Annotated in this window: 10 protein-coding genes; 3 read left to right on the top strand and 7 right to left on the bottom strand. The window is 73.5% G+C overall.

Annotation, left to right across the window (positions count from 1 at the left end; genetic code table 11):
* The 5 genes from K206_RS39930 to K206_RS0132170 all read right to left on the bottom strand — a co-directional run.
* Positions 1-3071 (bottom strand): amino acid adenylation domain-containing protein (locus K206_RS39930; RefSeq protein WP_020206422.1); only part of this gene is annotated, 3071 nt, incomplete at its 3' end.
* 49 nt (positions 3072-3120) lie between these two features.
* Positions 3121-6411, bottom strand: a complete 3291-nt coding sequence (locus K206_RS0132185; protein ID WP_020206421.1) for a non-ribosomal peptide synthetase — start codon at positions 6409-6411, stop codon at positions 3121-3123.
* Between the two features lie 4 nt (positions 6412-6415).
* Positions 6416-11053, bottom strand: a complete 4638-nt coding sequence (locus tag K206_RS0132180) for a condensation domain-containing protein (RefSeq protein WP_020206420.1) — start codon at positions 11051-11053, stop codon at positions 6416-6418.
* Between the two features lie 59 nt (positions 11054-11112).
* A complete protein-coding gene (locus K206_RS39925) occupies positions 11113-11886 on the bottom strand; it encodes a thioesterase II family protein (protein WP_020206419.1) in 774 nt (257 codons plus the stop codon).
* A 2-nt stretch (positions 11887-11888) separates the two neighbouring features.
* Positions 11889-12122, bottom strand: coding sequence for an MbtH family protein (locus K206_RS0132170; RefSeq protein WP_020206418.1), 234 nt, complete (start codon positions 12120-12122; stop codon positions 11889-11891).
* A gap of 283 nt (positions 12123-12405) precedes the next feature.
* Here K206_RS0132170 and K206_RS0132165 point away from each other — a divergent pair, with 283 nt between their 5' ends.
* Both K206_RS0132165 and K206_RS0132160 read left to right on the top strand, forming a co-directional pair.
* Entirely contained in the window at positions 12406-13881 is a 1476-nt protein-coding gene (locus K206_RS0132165) for an MDR family MFS transporter (RefSeq protein ID WP_043367553.1), read from the top strand.
* Between the two features lie 157 nt (positions 13882-14038).
* The gene (locus tag K206_RS0132160) at positions 14039-15460 is read left to right on the top strand and encodes an MFS transporter (RefSeq protein ID WP_020206416.1); all 1422 of its coding nucleotides are present in this window, start codon (positions 14039-14041) and stop codon (positions 15458-15460) included.
* A 9-nt stretch (positions 15461-15469) separates the two neighbouring features.
* On the opposite strand, the gene K206_RS0132155 is transcribed toward K206_RS0132160, so the two are convergent.
* Together K206_RS0132155 and K206_RS0132150 are read right to left on the bottom strand one after the other, a co-directional pair.
* Positions 15470-15931 (bottom strand): GNAT family N-acetyltransferase, encoded by a 462-nt coding sequence (locus K206_RS0132155; protein ID WP_020206415.1) that lies wholly within the window; start codon positions 15929-15931, stop codon positions 15470-15472.
* 73 nt (positions 15932-16004) lie between these two features.
* Positions 16005-17978, bottom strand: coding sequence for a diguanylate cyclase domain-containing protein (locus K206_RS0132150; protein WP_043367551.1), 1974 nt, complete (start codon positions 17976-17978; stop codon positions 16005-16007).
* A 453-nt stretch (positions 17979-18431) separates the two neighbouring features.
* On the opposite strand from K206_RS0132150, the gene K206_RS39920 reads away from it, so the two are divergent.
* A partial coding sequence (locus K206_RS39920; RefSeq protein WP_043367549.1) for an acyltransferase family protein occupies positions 18432-18639 on the top strand: 208 nt, incomplete at its 3' end.

Genomic DNA, 18639 nt, shown 5'->3' with positions numbered 1-18639 from the left:
CCGCCGAACTCGGGCGCGGGCAGCGCATGGCGGTTGAGCTTGCCGTTGGGCGTGAGCGGCAGCGCGGCGAGCGCGACGAAGGCAGCGGGGACCATGTAGTCGGGCAGTTGCTCGGCCAGCGCCGCGCGCAACGACGCTACGTCGATGACCGCGTTCTCCGCCGGCACCACGTAGGCAGCGAGTCGGGCACCGTTCGGGCCGTCGACGGCGATCACGGCGGCATTGGCCACGCCATCCTGCGCCAGCAAGCGCGCCTCGATCTCGCCCGGCTCGATGCGGAAGCCGCGGATCTTGAGTTGCTGGTCGATGCGTCCGAGGTATTCGAGTTGCCCGTCGGGCAGCCAGCGCGCGAGATCGCCGCTGCGGTAGAGGCGCGCGCCGCCGTCGGAGAACGGATCGGGCACGAAACGCTCGGCGGTCATGCCGGGCCGGTTCAGGTAGCCGCGCGCGAGGCCGTCGCCGCCCACGTACAGTTCGCCCGCCACGCCCGGCGGCACCGGGTTGAGGCTGGCGTCGAGCACGCGCACGCCCAGGTCGGGAATGCACTCGCCGATGGGGCTGCGCGCGCCGTGGCGCGGGTCGAGGTCGGCCAGCGCGATGGGGCGGAAGGTCACGTGCACCGTGGTTTCGGTGATGCCGTACATATTGACGAGGCGCGGCGCGGCGTCGCCGAAGCGCTCCAGCCAGGGCCGCAGCGCCTGCGGCTCTAGCGCCTCGCCGCCGAAGATCACGTGGCGCAGCGCCAGCGGCTGCGCGCAGGCCTCGGGCTGGGCCAGCAGCGCGCGGAACGCGGACGGGGTCTGGTTGAGCACGGTGACGCGCTCGCGCCGCAGCAGCGCGAGGAAGTCCTGCGGCGCGCGGCTGACCAGGAACGGCACGATCACCAACTGGCCGCCGTGGCACAGCGCGCCGAAGATTTCCCATACGGAAAAATCGAAGGCGTAGGAGTGGAACAGGGTCCAGACATCGTCTTGGCCGAAGCCGAACCAGTCCTGCGTGGCGGCCAGCAGGCGCGACAGGTTGCCGTGCTGCAATTGCGCGCCCTTGGGGCGGCCGGTGGAACCGGAGGTGTAGATCACGTAGGCGAGATGGTCGGGCCGCACCGGCACGTCCGGCGCGTGTTCGGGCCAGTCCGCGCGCTCCGCTTCGGCGGCGTCGAGCAGCACCACCGGCAGGCCGGCGCGCCGCGGCAGCAGGTCTTGCAGCGCGGGCTGGGCGAGCAGCGCGGCGATGCCGCTGTCGTCGAACAGGTAGGCCAGCCGCTCGGCCGGATAGGCGGGGTCGAACGGCACGTAGGCACCGCCGGCCTTGAGGATGGCCAGCAGGCCGACGATCATCTCGGGCGAGCGCTCGGCGGCGATGCCCACGCGCACTTCCGGGCCCACGCCGAGCGCGATCAGGCGGTGCGCGAGGCGGTTGGCGCGGCGTTCCAGCTCGCCGTAGCTGATGGTGGCGTCGCCGTGGCGCAGCGCCACCGCGTCGGGGCGGGCCTCGGCCTGGCGCTGGATCAGGCGGTGCGCGGGCGCGAGGCCGGCAAAGCGGCGCCGCGGCTGGCCGGTGGCGTGCTGCATGGCGAGCGCGGCGCGGTCGTCGGCATGGCCGTCCGCGTCCAGCAGCGGCGTGGCGGTCAGCGGCAGTTCGGGATGGCGCAGCATGCCGTCGAGCTGCGCGACGTAGTGGCGGGCCAGGCGCTGCGCGGTGGCGGCGTCGAACAGCGCGCTGTCGTATTCGAGGCTGATGTGGATGCTGTCTGCGTGCGTCCCGGCGTGTGTCCCGGCGTGCGTTTCGACGTCGAGGATCAGGTCGAACTTGGCGCCGGTCTCGCGGGCCTCGATGGCCTCGGTGCGCAGGCCCGGCAGCGCGAATGCCTGCGCGCCGGCGCGCAGGTTGAACATGACCTGGAACAGCGGGCTGCGGCCGGCGTCGCGCGGCACCTGCATGCTGTCGAGCAGCACCTCGAACGGCAGTTCGGCGTTGGCCAGCGCGCCCAGCGCGTCGGCGCGCACGCGCTCGCACAGCGCGCCGGCGCTGACGCCGGGCCCGGTGCGCGAGCGGTAGACGTGGGTGTTGGCGAAGAAGCCGACCACGTCGTCCAGCCCCGGCTCGCCGCGTCCCGCGTGCGGCACGCCGATGGCGAAATCGTGCTGGCCGGCATGGCGCGCGAGCAGCGCCTGCCAGGCGGCCAGCATCACCACGAACGGCGTGCAGCGCCGGGCCACGCAGAATGCGCGCACGGCGCCGGCCAGCGCGGGCGGCAGCGCCATGTCGACGCGGCGCGCGAGGTGCTGCGCGGCCGGCGCGCCGTGTGGCCGGTCGACCGGCAGTTGCAGCGCGGGGACGTGGCTGCCCAGGCTGGCCTGCCACCACGCGCGCTGCGCGTCGAGCGCGCCGCTGTCGAGCTGTTCGTGCTGGCGGCGCGCGTGGGCGGCGAAGGTGGCGGCGGGCGGTGGCAGTTGCACCTCCGCGCCGGACGCCGCCTGCGCATAGGCGGTGGCGAGGTCGCGCGCGATCACGGCGTTGGAGACAGCGTCGGAGACGATGTGGTGCAGCGACAGCAGCAGCACGTGCTCGTCGTCGGCGCGGGCCAGCAGCGTGGCGCGCAGCAGCGGCGCGCGGCACAGGTCGAAGGCGCGCGCGGCCTCGGCGTCGATGCGCGCGCGCAGCGCGGCTTCGCCGGCGGCGAGCGGCTCGTGGCCCAGCGCGAACGGCGGCGCGCTCTCCACCACCTGCCGCGGCGGCTGGCCCGGCGCGCCGTCGGCGGCGAAGCGGGTGCGCAGCGCGGGATGGCGGTCGACCACGGCGCGCAGCGCGGCGGCCAGCGCGGCGCGGTCGAGCCGGCCATGCAGGCGGAACGCGCGGGTCTGGTTGTAGGCGGTGCTGCCGGGCTCGTATTGCAGCAGGAACCAGAGCCGCTGCTGGGAGAAGGACATGGGGGACATGGGCGCCGGCAAGGCGCCGCCATCGCCGCTGTCATTGCCGCTGTCATTACCGGCAGCGGCTTGTTCGGCCTCGTCTTCCAGCAGCAGCGCCAGCAGCGCGGCGTCCTGCTGGCGGGTCGGGGATTGCGTCATGGGGGCTGTCCTGTACGGTGAGCTTGGGCGGTGCGGGGTCCGGGCGGGATCAGCCGGCGGTGGCGGCGGGCGCGCCGGCCGAGGCGCGCAGGGCCGCGCGCGCCTCGGGCGACATCGCGGCCAGCGTGCGCTGCAGGCCGGCCAGCGTTTCCAGCTGCGCCGGGTCGGCGCTGGCGGCGCGCAGCGCGGTGGCCAGCGCGGCGGCGCTGGGCGCGTCGAACACCGCGCCGGGCGCGATCTCCTGCTTGAGCAGCTTGCGGATGCGCGCCACCAGCTTGATGACCAATAGCGAATGGCCGCCGGCTTCGAACAGGTCGTCGGTCACGCGCAGCGCGGGGGCGTCGAGCAGCTCGCGCATCTGTTCGAGCAGCAGCGCTTCGAGCGCGTCGGCCGGCTCGCGGGCGATGGCGCCGGCGGGCGCATCGTCCCCGGGCAGCGCGCGCGTGGCCAGCGCGCGCCGGTCGACCTTGCCGTTGGGCAGGCGCGGCAGCTCGGCCACCGCGATCCAGTGCGCGGGCACCATCGGTTCGGGCAGGCGCGCGGCCAGCGCCGCGCGCAGGGCGGCGCGGCGGGCGCCGCCGAGCGGGATGGCGCCGTCGTCGTCGGGCACCAGCCAGGCGGCCAGGCGCGTTTCGCCGGTGGCGCCGTCCGGCCCGGCCATCGGCACCACCGCGGCCTGGCGCACGCCGGGCAGCGCCAGCAGCGCGTGCTCGATCTCGCCGCACTCGATGCGGAAGCCCCGCACCTTGAGCTGGCCATCGGCGCGGCCGGCCAGTTCCAGGCCGCCGCGCGGCAGGTAGCGCGCGAGGTCGCCGCTGCGGTAGAGGCGCTCGCCCGCGCGGCGCGGATGCGGCACGAAGGCGTCGCTGTCGCGGCCCAGGTAGCCGCGGCAAAGCTGGGCGCCGCCGAGGTAGAGCTCGCCGGTCTCGCCGGCCGCGGCCAGTTCGCCGGCGGCGTTGAGTACGTGCGCCTCGCAGTTGGCCAGCACGGTGGTGAGCGGCAGGCCGGCGCCGGGGGCGTTGGCGGCGTCGTCGGCGTCGTCGGCATCGTCGGCATGCACGAGGATGCCGACCGTGGTCTCGGTCGGGCCGTAGTGGTTGCACAGGCGCGCGGCGGGCACGCGGCGGCGCAGGCGGGCCAGCAGCGCGGGCGACGCGCTTTCGCCGCCCAGCACGATGGCGGCGCCGGCGGGCAGCGGCGCGCCGGCGCTGTTGTCTTCGTTGTCGTGCTCACTGTTGTCTTCGCTGCCGCCGAGCAGCGCGTCGAGGTGCGACGGCACCATCTTCAGGCAGTCCGGGCGTTCGCGCGCGAGGAAGCGGGCGAAGGCGGCGGCGTCCTGCGTGTCGGCGTCGTCGGCCACGCACAGGCAGGCGCCGTGCCACAGCGCGCCGAACAGCGTGGTGTTGCCCAGGTCGGCGGCCACGGTGGAGGTCAGCGCGAAGCGCTCGCAGCGGTCCAGGCCCAGCGCGTGGCCGGCGGCGGCGGCGTAGTTGAGCAACTGGCCGTGCTCGATCACCACGCCCTTGGGCGTGCCGGTGGAGCCGGAGGTGTAGAGCACGTAGGCGGGCTGGCCGGCGACGATGTCCGGCTCGCCGGCATCGGCTGGCGCCGTGGCGCTGTCCGCCAGCAGCGCGGCCACGTCGACGTGCGGCGGCAGGTCGGCGGCGCCATCGGTGTTATCGGTGTCATCGGCGCCGCCGGGCAGGTGGCGCGCCCCGGCCAGCACCAGCGTGGCGCCGGCATCGGCCAGGATCCGCGCGCGGCGCGGCGCCGGCCACGACGGGTCCAGCGGCAGGTAGGCGCCGCCCGCGCGCAGCACGGCCAGCAGCGCCAGCACCAGTTCGCCGCCGCGCGGCAGCAGCAGGCCGACCGGCGCGCCGCGGCGCAGGCCGAGGGCGGGCAGGCGCGCGGCCAGCGCGTCCACGCGCTGGTTCAGCGCGCGGTAGTCCAGTTGCAGGCCGGCGGCGCTCAATGCGTTCTGGTGCGGACGCTCGCGTCCCCATTGCGCCAGCCGCTGCGGCAGCATCCGCGTGCCCGCGTCGAGCGGCGCGGCGTGCATGGCGGCGGCGCGCGCGGCGTCGGCGGCGGTGGCCAGCGGCAGCGCGCCGATGGCGGTGCCGGGCCGCGCGCGCAGCGTGTCCAGCAGCGTGCGGTACTGGTCCAGCAGGCAGCTCATGGCGTCGGCGCGGTAGCGCGCGCCGTCGTAGTGGAGGGCGAACTGGCGCGGCGCGCCATGTTCGTCCTCGCGGATTTCCAGCGCCAGCTCGAAGCCGGGCAGCGCTTGCGGCGGCTGCGCCTGCCAGTGCGGGCCGCCGCGCGCCGGCATGGCCGGCGGCAGCGTGGCGAGGGCGAAGCCGATGCGGCCGGGCGCGCCGGCGGCGGCGTCGGCCGGGCAGTGCTCGCGCCAGTCCAGGTGGCTGCCGGCCTGCGCGGCAAGCTGCGCGAGCCAGTGCGCGAACGGCGCGTCCGGGTCGGGGCGCACCGCCAGCGGCAGCACCGCCTCATAGCGGCCCACCGCGCCGGCCAGCGCGTCGAAGTCGCGGCGGCAGTCGTGCAGCCAGCCGGCGGCGAACGCATCGGCCGGGTCCAGGCGCCACAGCAGCAGCCACCAGGCGGCTTGCAGCGCGAGCGGCAGCGGCTGGCCGAGCGCCTGCGCCCAGGCTTGCAGCGCGGCGGCCTCATCGCTGCCGATCCGCGCGTTCAGCTCGGCCGGCGCCGGCGCCGCGTGCGGCGCGGCGCGCTGCCACGGCAGGCGCGGCGCGTCCAGCGCGGCGAGCGCGCCGGCGATGCCGTGCCAGTAGTCGTGGCCGGCCTGCGCGTTGTCCTGGGCCAGGCCGGCGGTCCATTCGAGGTAGTCGGCGTAGGCGAGCGGGGCCTCCTGCGGGTCCTCGGCGGCGTTGGCGTCTTCGCCGGCATAAGCCCGCGCCAGTTCGCGGTACAGCGTGACGAGGCTGGCGCCGTCGGCGGCGAGCGGGCTGGCGGCCAGCAGCAGCTGGTGGTGGTCGGGGCCGAGCGGCAGCAGCGTGGCGCGCAGCGCGGGCAGGGGAGCGGCGGGAGCGGCGATGGCATCGGCCGCATCGGCTGCCTCGGCCCATTGCGGCGGCACGCCCTCGAAGCGCTGGCGCAGGCCGCGCAGCCCCTCGGCGTGGCCGAAGGCGAGGCCCAGGCTGGGGTGGCGCGCGGCCACGCGCAGCAGCGCGTCGCGCAGGCGCGGCACGTCCAGCGGGCCGCGCAGCGTGGCGGCGAGCGTGACCGGCGCGGTGGCGCGCGCTTCGAGCGCGCGCTGTTCGCGGCCCAGCGGCTGGGCTGCGGCGGAGAAGTCGTGGACGATGGCGTTCATCGCTTCAGCCCTCCGTGCCGGCGGTGGTGGCGGCAGCGGCCGCATCGGCGGCGGCGCTGCCGGCGAGCGGGCGCAGCGCGTGGCGCTCGAACATCTCGCCCATCGCCACCACGATCTTGCGCGGGCCCTGGAAGGGGTCGCGGGCGTGCGCGGCGAGCATGTTGTCGAGCATCACCACGTCGCCCTGGCGCCAGTCGAAGCGCACCGCGCAGGCTTCGTAGAGCTCGCCGAGCAGCGCCATCACGTCGTCGCCGATGGGGCTGCCGTCGCCGAACGTGACCTGGCGCGGCATGCGCTCGGCGCCGACGATCTCCAGCAGGTCGCGCCGCACCTCGGGGTCCAGGCAGGCGGTGTGGTGCAACTGGACCTGGTTGAAGAAGCTGCGCTCGCCGGTCACGGGATGGGCGATCACCGCCGGGCACAGCTCGCGGGTCTGCAGGGTGTCGGCGTCGAGCCAGCGGAAGTCGGTGCCGGAGGCGCGCAGGCGCGCTTCGACCTCGGCGCGCTCGGCGGTCTTGAAGAAGTCGCGCCAGCTCACGTCGAGCTTGTCGTTGAAGGTGCGCACGTAGCGCAGCTGCCGGCGTTCGAACTGCTCGGCCAGCGCGCGCGGCAGGCGGCGGTACATCTCGCGGCAGTCGACGATGGGCGTGGCGCCGCCCACCGGCGCCGGCAGCTCGCAGAAGAACCACTGCTTGCGCGGCCAGCGCGACAGGTGGGCGCTTTCGTTGTGGTAGAGGATCATCTCGCGCTCGGGGTAGGGCGTGGAGCGGTAGGTGTTGCGTCCGCCTTCCTTCTTGGGCAGGTCGCCGTAGGCGCCGTACAGGCCGGGCTCGATGGCCTCGGCGAAGGCTTCGAACTCCTGCGGCGTGCGCAGGCCGAAACCGCGCAGCAGGATGCCGCCGTGGCGGCACAGCGTGGACTCGATGTAGTCGCGCTGCGCGCGCGCCCAGCCCACCGCGTCGATGTCGCTGGTGCCGGGCTCGATCACGATGGGGAAGGTCTTGCCGGGGGCGAGGAAGGAGGTCGCCACCAGCGGGCGCGCGGTGGTGGCCACCGCGGGTGAGGCGGATGAGACGGACGGGGCCGCCGGCGCGCGGCGGGTCAGTTGCTTGAGCTTGTCGAGCTTGCTGCTGGGACTTGGGCTGGGCGTCATGGCGGTATGGATGATGTCGTTGGCTTCGATGGAGCGGGTGGCGTGGCCGGCCGCGCCGGGCAGGGCGAAGGCGGGCAGCGGCCGGTCGGGATCGGCCACGGCCTGCGCCAGCACGGCGGCATAGGCTTCGGCCAGCGCCGCGGCGGCGGCGGGCGAGAACAGCGCGGTGGCGTAGACCCATTCGGCGCGCAGGCCGCCGGCGTGGGGCTCGAGAAAGACCGCGAGGTCGAACTTGGCGGCGTGCGCCGGCGCGGGCAGGCGGCTGGCGCTCACGCCGTCCATCGCCAGCGTGCCGGCGGGCGTGTTGTGCAGCACGAACAGCACCTGCACCAGCGGGTGCCAGCCGCGCTCGCGCCGCGCGGCGCCCTGGCCGGCGGCCTCGACGATGCGCTCGAACGGCAGCGCCTGGTGGTCGAACGCTGCCAGCGCGCGCGCGCGCACCTGCGCCAGCAGGTCGGTGAAGCGCAGGTCCGCGGCGCAGCGCGCGCGCAGCGGCAGCACGTTGACGAAGAAGCCGATCAGGCCTTCGAGCTCGCGGCGCGGGCGGCCGGCCACGTCGATGCCGACCAGTTGTTCCTCGGCGCCGCCCGCGCGGTGCAGCAGCAGGTGGAAGGCGGCCAGCAGCACCATGTAGCGGGTGGCGCCGTGGGCGTGGGCGAGCGCGTCGGCCTGTGCCAGCAGCGCGGCGGGCAGGGTGGCGTGGCAGGCGGCGCCGGCCGTGGATGCCACCGGCGGGCGCGGGTAGGTGGTTGGCAGCGTGGGCGCCCGCGGCGCACCTTGCAGGGCGCCGCGCCAGTAGTCGGCGTCGGCGCACAGCTGCGCCTGCCGCGCGGGCGCCTGCTGGTGGACCGCGTAGTCGGCGTACTGGATCGGCAGCGGCGGCAGCGCGGCGGCGGTGCCGGCCCGCGCGGCGTTGTAGCCGGCGGCGAATTCGTCGAGCAGCACGCCGACCGACCAGCCGTCGCCGGCGATATGGTGCAGCGTCAGCAGCAGCGCGTGGTCGTCGGTGGCCAGGCGCGCGAGGCGCGCGCGCAGCGGCGGCGCGTGAGCGAGGTCGAACGGCTCGCGCGCCTGCGCCTCGGCCAGCTCGCGCAGCGCAAGTTCGCGCTGCGCCGGGCCGAGCGTGGCGAGGTCGCTGAGCGGCACCTCGAGCGCCAGCGCGGCGGCGATGCACGCATAAGGCTCGCCGTGGGCGTCGGCGCGATAGGCGGTGCGCAGGATCTCGTGGCGCGCCACCAGCGCGTTCAGGCTGGCGCGCACCGCGTCGGCGTCGAGCGCGCCCGTCAGGCGCAGGCCGCCGGCCATGTTGTAGGTCCAGCGCGCCGCGGCGCCGCCGATGCGGTCGACCAGCCACAGGCGGTGCTGGGCGGGCGCCAGCGGCATGTCGGGGTGGCGCGGGGCGGGGGCGATGGCGTCGTGGAGGTCGGCCGCGTTGCCGCCGGCCTTGTTGTCCGCGCTGCCGTCGATGCGGTCGATGCGGTCGAGCGCCCCGGCGCAGGCGGCCAGCGTGGGATGGTCGAACAGCAGGCGCAGCGGCACCGCCGCGCCATGCCGCTCGCGCAGCCGCGCCACCAGCCGGGCGGCGGCCAGCGAGTTGCCGCCGCTGGCGAAGAAATGCGCGTGGCGGCTGGCGGGGGCGTGGCCGAGCAGTTCCTGCCACAGCGCGGCCAGCGCCAGCTCGGTGGCGCCGCGCGGAGGCTCGGCCCGGGCTTGGTCGCCCGCATCGGCCGGCGCGCCGCCGCGCGTGAACGCGCCGTGCGCCCACACCGCGCAGGCATCGAGGCTGTCGTCGAGCCAGCCCTGACGGCAGGCGGCGCGCTGCAGCTTGCCGCTGGAGGTCTTGGGCAGGGCGCCGGGATTGAGCAGCAGCGCCACCGCCAGCGGCTCGCCGCAGGCATCGCCCACGGCTTCGGCCAGCGCCTGCACCAGCGCGCCGTGGCCGACGCGGCGCTGCTCGGGGCGCGAGATTTCCACGGCGAGGCCGATGCCCTCGCCGTGACCCGCCGCCACCGCGAAGGCCGCCACGCGGCCCGGCCGGGCGCTGGCCACGCGGGTTTCCACGGCGCGCTCGATGTCCTGCGGGTAGAAGTTCTGGCCGCGCACGATGATGAGGTCCTTGCGGCGGCCGGCGATATAAAGCTGGCCGTCGCGGCGCAGGCCGAGGTCGCCGGTGCGCAGCCAGGCCGCACCGTCATCGGTGCCGGCGAAGCTTTCCGCCGTGGCCCGCGGGTTGCGCCAGTAGCCGCGCGTCACGCTGGCGCCGCGCACCTGGATCTCGCCCACGGCGCCGTCGGGCAGTGCGCGGCCGCCGGCATCGGCGATGCGCACCGCGTGGCCGGCGCGCGCGAAGCCGCAGGCCACCAGTTCGGTGGCGGCCGGCGCGGCGTCCTGGCCGCCGGGCGCGTCGTCGCCGGCCGGCATGCCTTGCCCGCGCGCCAGCGCCGCGGTGTCGAAGCGCGTGCTGGCCATGCCCTTGCCGCGCTCGCCGCCGGTGACGAACAGCGTGGCCTCGGCCAGGCCGTAGCAGGGGTAGAGCGCGCCGGCGCGGAAACCCGCCCCGGCGAAGCGCTGCGCGAACGCGCGCAGGGTGTCGGCGCGCACCGGCTCGGCGCCGGAGAAGGCCAGCGCCCAACTCGACAGGTCCAGCCCTTCGAGCTGGGCGTCGCGCACGCGCTCCACGCACAGGCGGTAGGCGAAGTCGGGCCCGCCGGACACCGTGCCGTGATGGCGCGAGATGGCCTGCAGCCAGCGCGCCGGGCGCTCCAGGAACAGCCGCGGCGGCATCAGCACCACCGGCGTGCCGGTGTGGATCGGCTGCAGCAGGCCGCCGATCAGCCCCATGTCGTGGTACAGCGGCAGCCAGCTCACCATCACGTCGCCGGGCGCCACGGCCATGCCGGCCTGGATCGCGGTCTCGTTGGCCATGACGTTGCCGTGGCTGACCATCACGCCCTTGGGCGCGGCGGTGGAGCCGGACGTGTATTGCAGGAAGGCGAGCGTGTCGGGCGTGGCCGCGAACGGTTGCCAGCCGGCCGGCGGCGGCGCCAGCGGCGCGTCGGCCAGCACCACGCGCGCGCGCGGGGCGATGGCGGCCAGCGTGTCGCCGTGGGCTTCGGCCTGCGCGGTGGTGGTCAGCAGCACGCCGGCGGCGGCGTCGGCGGCGATGGCGCGCAGGCGGCTGACCTGGGCCGCGCGCATGGCGCCGGGCTCGAACGCGGGCACGGCCACGAGGCCGGCGTAGAGGCAGGCGAAGAAACCGGCCACGTAGTCGATGCCGCTGTCCATCAGCAGCAGCACGCGCTCGCCCGGCGCGGCGTGCCCGCCCAGGCAGGCGGCCAGCGCGCGCGCGCGGGCGTCGAGCGCGGCGTAGCCGTGGCGCTGCTCGCCGGCGTCGTCGATAGTGATCAGCGCCGTGTCGCCGGCGCGCTGCGCGGCCAGGCGGCCGAGGTGGGCCACCAGCGTGGCCGGGACGTTCGGATCGGGCTGCATGCTTGGATCGGCTTTCCAGGAAAACGGTTGGCGTGGGAGGGTGGCGCCGCGCGCGGCGTTCAGGCGGGCACGGGGCGGGCTGCGGCGGCGGGCACGGCCAGCGGTTCGGCCAGCAGTTCGGTCACACGGGCCAGCACGGCGCCCTGATGCTGGTGGAGGAAGAAATGGCCGCCGGCAAACCAGTCCAGCGTGTGGCCGGCGCTGGTCTCCGGCGCCCAGGCCTGCAGCTCGGCGGCGCCGATGGCGTCGTCGCGCCCGGCCAGCACGTGCAGCGGCACCGGCAGCGGCGCCGTGTCGGTGTGGCGGAAGCTCTCGCAGACGCGGTAGTCGGCGTCGAGCACGTCGAGCGTGAGGCGCAGCAGCTCGGCGTCGGCGAACACCGCCTCGGGCGTGCCGCCGTGCTTGCGCAGCTCGGCCGTCAGCGCGGCGTCGCCGCGCAGCGCGGCCAGGCGCCGCGGATCGCGCCGGCTGGGCGCGGCGCAGCCGGACACCAGCAGGCGCCGCGGCAGCGCGTGGCCGCGCTCGCGCAGCAACTGGCAGACGCGGTAAGCCAGCAGGCCGCCCATGCTGTGGCCGAACAGGGCGTAATCGGGCGTTGTGCCCCCGCTTCTGTCGCTACTTGCGCCACGTCCCAGCCGCGCGCCGGCGGCGCCGGCGAGGTCGGCCGCCAGCGCCTCGAAATCGCGCAGCAGCGGCTCGGCCAGGCGCGCGCCGCGCCCGGGCGGCTCGAGCGGCACCAGTTCCACGCGGGCCGGCAGCAGCCGGCGCCAGCGCAGGTAGGCGGTGGCGCTGGCGCCGGCGTAGGGCAGGCAGAACAGCAGCAAGGCGGGCATGTTCAGGCGTCTGCCGCGGCTTGTTCCTTCGCTTGTTCCTCCATATGGCGGCGCAGGCTCAGCGGCCGCATGTCGGTCCAGGTGCGCTCGATATGGTCGAGGCACGCCTGGCGGTTGCCGCTGAAGCCGGCGGCGCGCCAGCCGCCCGGCACGGGCTTGTAGTCGGGCCAGATGGAGTACTGCTCTTCGTGGTTGACGAGGACCAGGAAGGTGGCGTCGTCGCGGTCGAAACTCATGGTGGCTCCCGTATCTGTCATGGCGGTCGTGCAATGCGCTATCGCGGCCACGCCGGCGTTTCGGGCGGCATGGCGCGCATCACTGAGTTGGACGAAGCAGGGGAGCGGAAATTTAGACGGGGACGCCGCGATGGGCAGAGAGAGCCGCCGGAGAGCGAAGCGGCGCCCAGCACGTTTGCCGGTTTGCCGCTAGCATGTAGCCCTGCGCGCCCCCCGGCCGGCCCTGTCCCGTGCCGGCACGCGGCGCCGCCGCGTCGTACCGGCTTCCTTTTTCCCCCTATCCATGTCCTCCCAAGCTCCAGTTACCAACCGCCCCCTGGTCATCGCGGCCGTGATGGCGTCGATGGCGATGGTCGCGCTCGAAGCGACCATCGTCTCCACGGCCATGCCGCAGATCGTCACGCAGCTCGGCGGGCTGCGCCTGTATAGCTGGGTGTTCTCGTTATTCCTGCTGACCCAGACCGCCATGACCGTGGTGTTCGGCAAGCTGGCCGACCTCTACGGGCGCAAGCCGGTCATCCTGGCCGGCATCGCGGTGTTCCTGCTGGGCTCGGTGCTGGCGGGCTTCGCCTGGTCGATGCCGGCCATGATCGTGTTCCGGCTGCTGCAGGGCGCCGGCGCCGGCGCCATCCTGCCGGTCACGCTGACCATCGTCGGCGACCTCTATCCCGCGCACGAGCGCGGCAAGGTGCAGGGCTACCTGGCCAGCGTGTGGGCGGTCTCGGCGGTGCTCGGGCCGATGGCGGGCAGCCTCATCATCGGCAAGCTGTCGTGGGCGTGGATCTTCTGGATCAACCTGCCGATCGGCGTGCTGGCCGCGCTGGGCTTCGTCGCCTTCCTGCACGAGCAGCCGGTGCGCAAGCGCCCGGCCATCGACGCCGCCGGCGCCGCGTATTTCACCGTGGCGGTGGCGGCGCTGATGATGGTGCTGACCGATGCCGGCGCGGCGGGCGCGGGCCGGCTGGCCGTGGAGATCGCCGTGCTGGGCGCGAGCCTGCTGCTGTTCGTGCGGCAGGAGCGCCGCGCGGCCGACCCGATGATCTCGTTCCGCCTGTGGGGCCACCGCCCGGTGCTGGCCTGCAACGGCGCCACGCTGTTCTCCGGCATGGCGCTGATGGGGCTGACCACCTTCCTGCCGATGTACGTGCAGGTGGCGATGGACCGCACGCCGGTGGTGGCCGGCTTCGCGCTGACCATGATGATGGTGGGCTGGCCCGCCGGCGCCACCATTTCGTCGCGCACCTTCCACCGCATCGGCCTGCGCCGCCTGCTGATCGGCGGCAGCCTGTTCCTGCCGGCCGGCGCGCTGGTCTTCGCGCTGCTCACGCCCGGGAGCAGCCCGGCGCTGGCGGGCCTGGGCTCGCTGGTGATGGGTTTCGGCATGGGCATCCAGAGCGTGTGCTCGCTGGTGCTGATCCAGGAGATCGTGCCGCTGGCCGACCGCGGCAGCGCCACCGCCTCCAACCTGTTCGCGCGCAACCTGGGCAACACGCTGGGCGCGGCGCTGCTGGGCGCGGTGCAGAACTTCGGCATGCACCATGCCGCGGGCCTGGGCGTGGTCAGCACCGAGCAGCTGCGCCAGGTGCTCGACGGCGCCGGGCGGCACCTGGCCGGCAGCGCGCCGGTGCGCGAGGCGCTGCATCATTCGCTGCACGTCACCTTCCTGGCGATGCTGGTGATCGCGCTCGGCGCCATCGCGGCGATGCTGCTGCTGCCGGGCATCGAGATCGCGCGCCGGCAGGAAGTGCCGGCGGAATAGCGCGCGGGACGGGCGGGACCTGCCCCGGGGGGGCGCGGCACCCGGGCGCCGGCGCACCGTGCAAGCATCGGGCATCGGTGCGATAATCGCGGTCTTTTCCGCGATTCTCCCGGGCGGCAGCCGTTCGTTTCGCCCTCCGCCTGCCCGTGCGCCACTCATGCTACCTGCCCTGAAGGCTTTCATCGTGCCCGTGATCGTCGCGTGCGCGATGTTCATGGAAAGCCTGGACGCCAACGTGATCGTGACCGCGCTGCCCGAGATGGCGCGCGCCTTCGGCCACGATCCGGTCACGCTCAAGATCGCTGTCACCAGCTACGTGCTCGGGCTCGGGGTGTTCATTCCGGTGTGCGGCTGGCTGGCCGACCGCTACGGCGCGCGCTCGGTGTTCCGCGCGGCGATCGGCATCTTCGTCGCCGGCTCGATCCTGTGTGCGGTGTCCACGTCGCTGCTCGCGTTCACGGTGGCGCGCTTCATCCAGGGCGTGGGCGGGGCGATGATGGTGCCGGTGGGCCGCATCATCATTTTCCGCGTGGTGGAGCGCTCGGAATACATCCGCGCCATGAACTACCTGAGCGTGCCCGCCATGCTCGGGCCGGCGGCGGGGCCGCTGCTCGGCGGCTTCATCACCACCTATCTCCACTGGCGCCTGATTTTCCTCATCAACATCCCGGTCGGCATCCTCGGCATCTATCTGGCCAACCGCTACATCAAGAACACGCACGAGCCGCATCCCGGCCCGCTGGACTGGACCGGCTTCGTGCTCTCGGCGGGCGGCGCGTCGCTGTTCCTGCTCGGCCTGTCGCTGGTTGACGGCGGCCTGGCCTCGGCCCGGGTGGCGCTGGCGATGGCGCTGGCCGGCGTGGCGATGCTGGCGGTCTACGCCTGGTACGCGTACCGCGTGCCGCGGCCGCTGCTGGACCTGCGCTTCTTCCGCGTGCCGACCTTCCAGGCCAGCGTGCTGGGCGGCTCGCTGTTCCGCATCGGGCTGGGCGCGGTGCCGTTCCTGCTGCCGCTGGTGCTGCAGGAAGGGCTGGGCATGAGCGCGTTCCGCTCGGGGCTGATCACCTGCGCCTCGGCGTTCGGCGGCATGTTCATGCGCACGCTCGCGTCCAAGGTGCTGGGGCGCTTCGGTTTCCGCAACACGCTGATGTACAACGCGGCGCTGTCGGGCCTCGCCATCGCGGCGTGCGGCGCGTTCTTTCCGGGCACGCCGACGTGGGCGATCTGGCTGGTGGTGCTGCTGGGCGGCTTCTTCCCCGCGCTGCAGTTCACCAGCCTCAATTCGATGACCTATGCCGAGATCAAGAGCGCCGACGTGGGCCGCGCCACCAGCCTGGGCAGCGTGGTGCAGCAGATCTCGCTCGGCCTGGGCGTGACGATCAGCGGCATCGTGCTGGAGATCACGCGCACGGTGAACGGCCATGCGGCGCTGCAGTGGTCGGATTTCTGGCCGGCCTTCATCGTGGTGGGGCTGTGCTCGTTCGCGTCGATTCCCGTCACGCGGCGGCTTGCCCATGACGCCGGCGCCGACATTTCCGGCCGCGCGCGCGTCAATGCGCGGGCGGCGGGAAAGGCGTAGCGGCGCGCCTCAGAACTGCCGGCGGTACACCACGAAACCCGATTTCTCGGCCACCGCGTCGTACAGGCGCATGGCGGTCTGGTTGGTTTCGTGGGTCTGCCAGTAGACCCGCTTCGCGCCGTCCTCTTGCGCGCGCCGGTAGACCGCCTCGATCAGCGCGCGGCCCACGCCGGCGCCGCGCGCGGCCTCGGCCGTGAACAGGTCCTGCAGGTAGCAGCTCGGGCCGATCTGGATGGTGCTGCGGTGGTAGAGGAAATGCACCAGGCCCAGCAGCCGGCAGCCGCGCTCGGCCACCAGCGCGTGCACGGGCTCGTAGGCGTCGAAGAAGCGCGACCACGTCATGCGCGTGATGTCCTCCGGCAGCGCGGTCGGCCCGTGGCGGCCATAGAAGGCGTTGTAGCCATCCCATAGCGCTTTCCAGGCCGGGTAGTCGGCCTGGCTGGCGGGGCGGATCAGGAGCGGGTCGGTCACGGCTTCATCCTCGCGGCGGGGCAAAGTCCGCAGTATGGCACCGATGCGCGCGCAGCCCGCCGCGTTCTCGCGCTCACGCCTCGGTCGGCGAAGGGGCCGGCGTGTAGCGGGCCTTGCCGCCGCGCTTGGCCTCGTACAGCGCCATGTCGGCGCGCATGAACAGTTCGTTGGCGGTCTGGCCGTCCCGGGGGTCGTGCACGGCGAAGCCGACGCTGGCGGTCGCCACGATGGTATGGCCCTCGATGAAATGCGGGCGCCGCGCCGCGTGCACGATGGCCTGCGCGATGCGCTCCAGGCTTGCCGTGCCGGTGGCGTCGTCGAGCACGATGCCGAACTCGTCGCCGCCGATGCGCGCCACGCCGTCGCCGGCGCGCACGCAGGCCGACAGGCGCTCGCCGAAGGCCGCCAGCAGCTGGTCGCCCACGGCGTGGCCGTAGCTGTCGTTGATGGTCTTGAAGTCGTCCACGTCCACCAGCATCAGCGCGGCGTTGCGGCCGGTGGCGCCGGCGCGCGTCATGGTCTCGGCCAGGCACCGGTCGAAGCCCTTGCGGTTGAGCAGGCGGGTCAGGTGGTCGGTCAGCGTCTGCGCCTCCAGGCTGCGGATGCGCTGGCGTTCGGTGGTCACGTTACGGGCGAACATGTACAGGCCCTGCACCGTGTCGCCGGCATCGTTCCAGGCCGGCTGGTAGGTGACTTCCATGCACTCGCCGCCGTCCTGGCCTTCGAGGCTGAACGTGGCCGAGGCGCCCAGGTAGGCCTGCGCCAGGTACGGCTGCGATGCCACGTAGGTCGGCGTGCCCCACAGCTCGCGCAGCGTGAGCCCCACGATCTGCCGCGCCGGCAGGCCGAAGCGCCGCGCATAGGCTTCGTTGACGAAGACGTAGCGCTCGTTCACGTCGATGAACGAGACGAAGTCCGGCACGTGGTTGGCGATGGCCTCGATGCGCTTCTCGCTCTCGGCGGCCTGGTCGCGGGCGGCGTAGAGCGCGGCCTCGCGCTCGGCAAGCTGCCGCATCACCGTGCCGAAGGTGGTCGCCAGCTCGCCGATCTCGTCGTTGCGCCCGGTGGGCAGGGCGGCCAGCGCGGCCGGGTTGCCGGGCGCCTCGCCCACCACGCGGTGCAGCAGCTCCAGCGGCGCCAGCATGCGGCGGATCACCAGCCACATCAGCAGCGCCGCCACCACCAGCGAGAAGCCGGCGGTCAGGATGGTCTTGCTGCGCACCTCCAGCAGCGGCGCATAGGCTTCCCTGGCGGGCAGCACGGACACCACCTCCCAGCCGTTGGTCTCCAGCAGGTGGCGCGCCACGATGGGCTGGCTGGGGCTCACGACCTCCCACGCGGCGCGCGGCGTCTCCAGCCCGCAGTTGTCGCCGATCGCCCTGGCCGGGGCCATCACCTTGCCGGCGTCGGCATGCATGGCATAGCGCGGGTTCTCGCCGGAAGACACCAGGCAATAGCTGCCGGTCAGCCCGACCCGGCTGCGCGCGATCTGGCCGAGGAAGTTGTTCTCCGAGAGGTTCAGCGCGCCGCCCACCACCGCCAGCAGCCTGCCGTCGGGCGCGCGCAGCGGCACCGCCATCACCACGCCGGGCGCGGCGCTCAGCCTGCCGCGCAGCAGGTCCGACACGGCAAACGCCGAGCCGTCCAGGACTTCGCGGAAGTAATCGCGGTCGCCCAGGTGGATGCGCTGCCCGTCGGGCACGGCGGTGCTGAAGGCCATCTCGCCGTCGGGCCAGACCAGGAACACCGCGTTGAAGTTCTGCGGCATGGACACCGCCTGCGCGGCAAAGCGCTTCATGACGGCGGGCGGCTGGCCGAGCATGGGCTGGAGCTGGCTCGCCAGGCGGCGCAGGTCGGTGGCGCGCGCCTCGAATTTCTCGTCGAGCTGCCCGGCGACCATCCTGACCAGGGTGTCCTGCTGGCTCTGGCGCAGTTCCGTGAGGCCCTGGAAGGCGTAATACTGCGCGAAGAGCGCGCGCGCCAGGACAATGAGCGTCACCACGACAGCCGTCGCAATGGCTACCCGATACTTTAAGGAGTGCCGCATGATTATCTTGTTATTGGTGTGCGGACCAGCCATGCTGCCCGGCGCGACTCCGCCGGGCTGCCCGTCCTCCGCCGCGAGCGACTGACCCGGTTCACAGGTTAGCAGAAGCGGTGCGCCGGCCCGGGCATGCCGCAGTGGCGCGTTGCGATAAGGCCGCGCGATGCCGGTTCCCGGTGATGCAACCTGCCCACCCGGGCCGCGCGCGGGGCTAGAATGCGGCATTCTTCCAACAGTGCCCCGACCGTGCCGCCCGGCGTGTCTTGCCGGGCCGTCCCGTCCACCTTCCTCGATCTGCCCCACACAGTTGTCCCCCAATGACTTTTCGGCAATGTCTAGCTACGCGTAACGTGCGAAGCTTGTGGTTGTTATTACCGTTAAGAGGGGAACGTAATTCTCTCTCCCTTGTATATGCTGCAGCCACTAAGTGGCATGACATGGTTAAAGGAGAGCGCCATGAGCAGGGATGTATGGGTGGATAACGCCAAGGGAATCGGCATCATCCTGGTCGTGTACGGGCATGTCGCAAGGGGATTGCATAGCGCAGGGATTTGGTCGGATGCGACATCGTTCTCGTTCCTTGACTCGGCAGTCTATTCCTTTCACATGCCTCTATTCTTCTTTCTGTCGGGGCTGTATTTTTTGAACCTGTCAGATTTTTTGT

The sequence above is a fragment of the Cupriavidus sp. WS genome (assembly GCF_000395345.1).
GTDB classification, from domain to species: Bacteria; Pseudomonadota; Gammaproteobacteria; order Burkholderiales; family Burkholderiaceae; genus Cupriavidus; species Cupriavidus basilensis_B.
This window is presented reverse-complemented; position numbering and strand designations above follow the sequence as displayed.